The organism is Streptomyces sp. DvalAA-14, assembly GCF_900091855.1.
Classification (GTDB): domain Bacteria; phylum Actinomycetota; class Actinomycetes; order Streptomycetales; family Streptomycetaceae; genus Actinacidiphila.
This window is the reverse complement of sequence record NZ_FMCH01000189.1, coordinates 1-2,884: the sequence shown is the minus strand read 5'-3', so window position 1 is coordinate 2,884 and position 2,884 is coordinate 1. Positions and strand designations below refer to the sequence as shown.

The following is a 2,884-nucleotide window of genomic DNA, read 5'->3' as shown; positions in this document are numbered from 1 at the left end:
CCTGCGCGCCGTCCGCGGACCACGCGGCGCCGTCCGGCACACCGGCGAGCAGCAGCGCGTGCGGCGCGACCGCGGTACGGACCGCCGCCGCCAGCGCCAGCAGCGCCCCCGGTGTCCGAACCGGCGAGCACCAGCGGCGCGGCCGCCCCCTCGGCCACCGCGTCCACCCCGGCCGCCACCTCGGCCGGGCCGGCCTCGGGCGGTACGTCCAGCACGTGCACCACATAGGCGTCCGCGGCCAGCCGCCGTCCGAACCGCTCGTACACGCCCGGGTGTTCGCCGCGTCCGGGCAGCAGCACGACCGTCCCCCGGTGCAGCAGCCCCTGGGCCGGGTACCAGTGCGCGGCGCGGTCGTCGGCGGGCGGCGGCACGTGCGGGTGCACCGGATCCCCGGTCGCGGTCGGGGCCACCGTGCCGGGTGCGGCGGTCATCGGGCGGCGCCGACGGGGACCTCGACCGGCGCCCCGGCGCCGGCGGCGTCGCGGCGCGCCACTTCCGCGCGCACCAGCGGGAGCAGGTCACGGCCGTAGGCGACCGCGTCGTCCAGCGGGTCGTAGCCGCGGATCAGCAGCGTGGTCACGCCGATGTCGACATAGTCGAGCAGCGCCTGAGCCACCGTCTCGGGCGTGCCGACCAGCGCGGTGGAGTTGCCGGCCGCGCCGGTCGCCTTGGCGGTGGGCGTCCACAGCGCGCGGTCGTGCAGCTCGCCCTTGGCCGCCGCGGCCAGCAGCCGCTGCGAGCCGGTGTTCTGCGGCTCGGCGTCCGGCCCGACCGGCAGGATCCGGCGGCTGCCGACGAACGAGCCGGCCGCGCCGCGGGAGGTGATGGTGTCGAGGATGCGGTGCGCCCGCTCCCAGGCCTCGTCCTCGGTACGGCCCAGGATCGGACGGAAGGACACGCTGATCCGGGGCGGCTCGGTGCGGCCCGCGGCCGCCGCGGCGGCGCGCACCGAGGCGATCTGCTCGGCCGTCTCGGCCAGCGGCTCGCCCCACAGCGCGAAGACGTCGGCCTGCTTGCCGCCGACCCGGTAGGCCGCCTCGGACGAACCGCCGAAGTACAGCGGGATCCGGGGCTCGGTGACCGGCTTGACCTCGGTGAGGAAGTCCTGGAAGCGGTAGAAGCGGCCGTCGTGGTCGAACGCCTCCTCGCTGGTCCAGGCCCGCTTGAGGATGTCCAGGTACTCGTCCGTCCGGGCGTACCGGTCGTCCTTGGCGAGGTGGTCGCCGTCCCGGCGCTGCTCCGCGTCGTGTCCGCCGGTGATGATGTGCACCGCGACCCGGCCGCCGGAGAAGCGGTCCAGCGTGGCGAAGGTCCGCGCGGCCAGCGTGGGTGCGACGAAACCGGGGCGGTGCGCGACCAGCAGCCCGAGCCGTTCGGTGCGGGCGGCCACGTAGGCGGCCACCTGCGTACCGTCCGGGCTGCTGGAGCCGTAGCCGATCAGGACGCGGTCGAAGCCGGCCTCCTCGTGGGCGCGGGCGAAGCGGAGGGTGTAGTCGGGGTCGACGACGGGTCCGGCCGGCGGGCGGATCTCGGAGATGTCGCGGGTGCCGATCATGCCGATGAACTCGACGGGCATGGCTGGGTGGGCCTTTCGTGAGGAGGTCCGGCGGGCGGTGCCGGTGGGGCGGTGTGGTGCCGATGGGGTTCGGCCGCCGGGGGCGGCGGGACTAGGCCGTGTCTGACAAATCCCGCCTGCCCCGCGACGCCTGGCACGCGCGCTCGCTGCGTTGTCGGGGTCGTCCGAGTAGCCCACTACGAGGACGACCCTCCGCCTTGCGATCGCACGCACCAGACGCCGCGGGGCCCCGCCCTGCGGGCGGACGGCGCTATTTGTCAGACACGGCCTAGCGGGCCAGCGCGCCGCGGCCGGCCGTCAGCAGGACGGAGTCGTCCTGCGGGGTGTGCACGCGGCTGCACAGCACATCGCGCAGGTGCCGCTGCAACGGGTTGTCCTGGGTGAGGCCGTTGTTGCCGATCAGCGCCACGGCCTGCTCGACGGACTCGATCGCCGCCCGGGTGCCGAGCACTTTGGCGCCGCCGGCCTCGGCCGCCGCGCTCTCGTCCCCCGCGTCCACGGCCTGCGCCAGCGCGTCCACCAGCCGCTCGGCGCCCGCCAGGCGCACCGCGATCTCGCCGACCGCGCTCTGGAAGCGCGGCAGCGAGGCGAGGGGGGCGCCCAGCGCGCTCGGCACCCGCCCGTGCAGGAAACCGGTCAGCCAGATCTGGGCGGTTCGGGCCACCCCGAGGTAAAGAGCGGTCAGGCCGAGGGAGTTCCAGGCTCCGCCGACGACGTCCCGGCCCCCGTCGGCGCCCGGCTCGGCCAGCCCGGCCACGTGGCCGGCCGGCACCGGCACCGTGTCGAACAGCACGTCGTCGCTCCGGCTGGCGCGCAGGCCGAGATGATTCCAGGTCGGGCGGATCTCGATGCCGGGGGAGTCGGTGCGCACCAGGAACGAGCCGACACGTACCGGGTCCTCGTCGGTCCGGGCCCAGACGGCCATCCAGCGCAGGGCCACGGCGCCGGTGGAGAAGATCTTGTGGCCGGTCAGCTCCCAGGGGGCGTCGGCGCCGGCCGTGCGTCCGCCGCCGCGCCGGGCGGTGGTGGCGGGCAGGCCGCCGCGCACCGGGCTGCCGAGGTCGGGCTCCACACGCAGCGCGTTGACCAGGGCGGGCTGCCGGGCGGACTCGGTGAGCAGTTCGCGGTAGACCGGCTCCGGCCACTGCGGGGTGCGGGCCTGGACGGCGTGCGTGAACAGGGTCATCGCGGTGACCAGGGCGACGGCGGGGTCGCCGCCGCCGAGGGCGCGCAGGATGCGGACGGTGTCGGCCAGGCCCCCGCCGGGGCCGCCGTAGCGGCGGTCCACGGTGGCGGTCAGCAGGCCGG

At 76.2% G+C, this 2,884-nt stretch carries 2 protein-coding genes and 1 pseudogene; all 3 read right to left on the bottom strand.

From position 1 onward, the window contains the following. A pseudogene (locus GA0115240_RS36770) lies at positions 1 to 431 on the bottom strand (lysophospholipase); the annotation flags it as partial. Continuing rightward, positions 428 to 1,576, bottom strand: coding sequence for an LLM class flavin-dependent oxidoreductase (locus GA0115240_RS09420; protein ID WP_093736206.1), 1,149 nt, complete (start codon positions 1,574 to 1,576; stop codon positions 428 to 430). The gene GA0115240_RS09420 and the pseudogene GA0115240_RS36770, both read right to left, overlap by 4 nt. A gap of 268 nt (positions 1,577 to 1,844) precedes the next feature. Beyond that, a partial coding sequence (locus GA0115240_RS09415) for an acyl-CoA dehydrogenase family protein (protein ID WP_107407123.1) occupies positions 1,845 to 2,884 on the bottom strand: 1,040 nt, incomplete at its 5' end.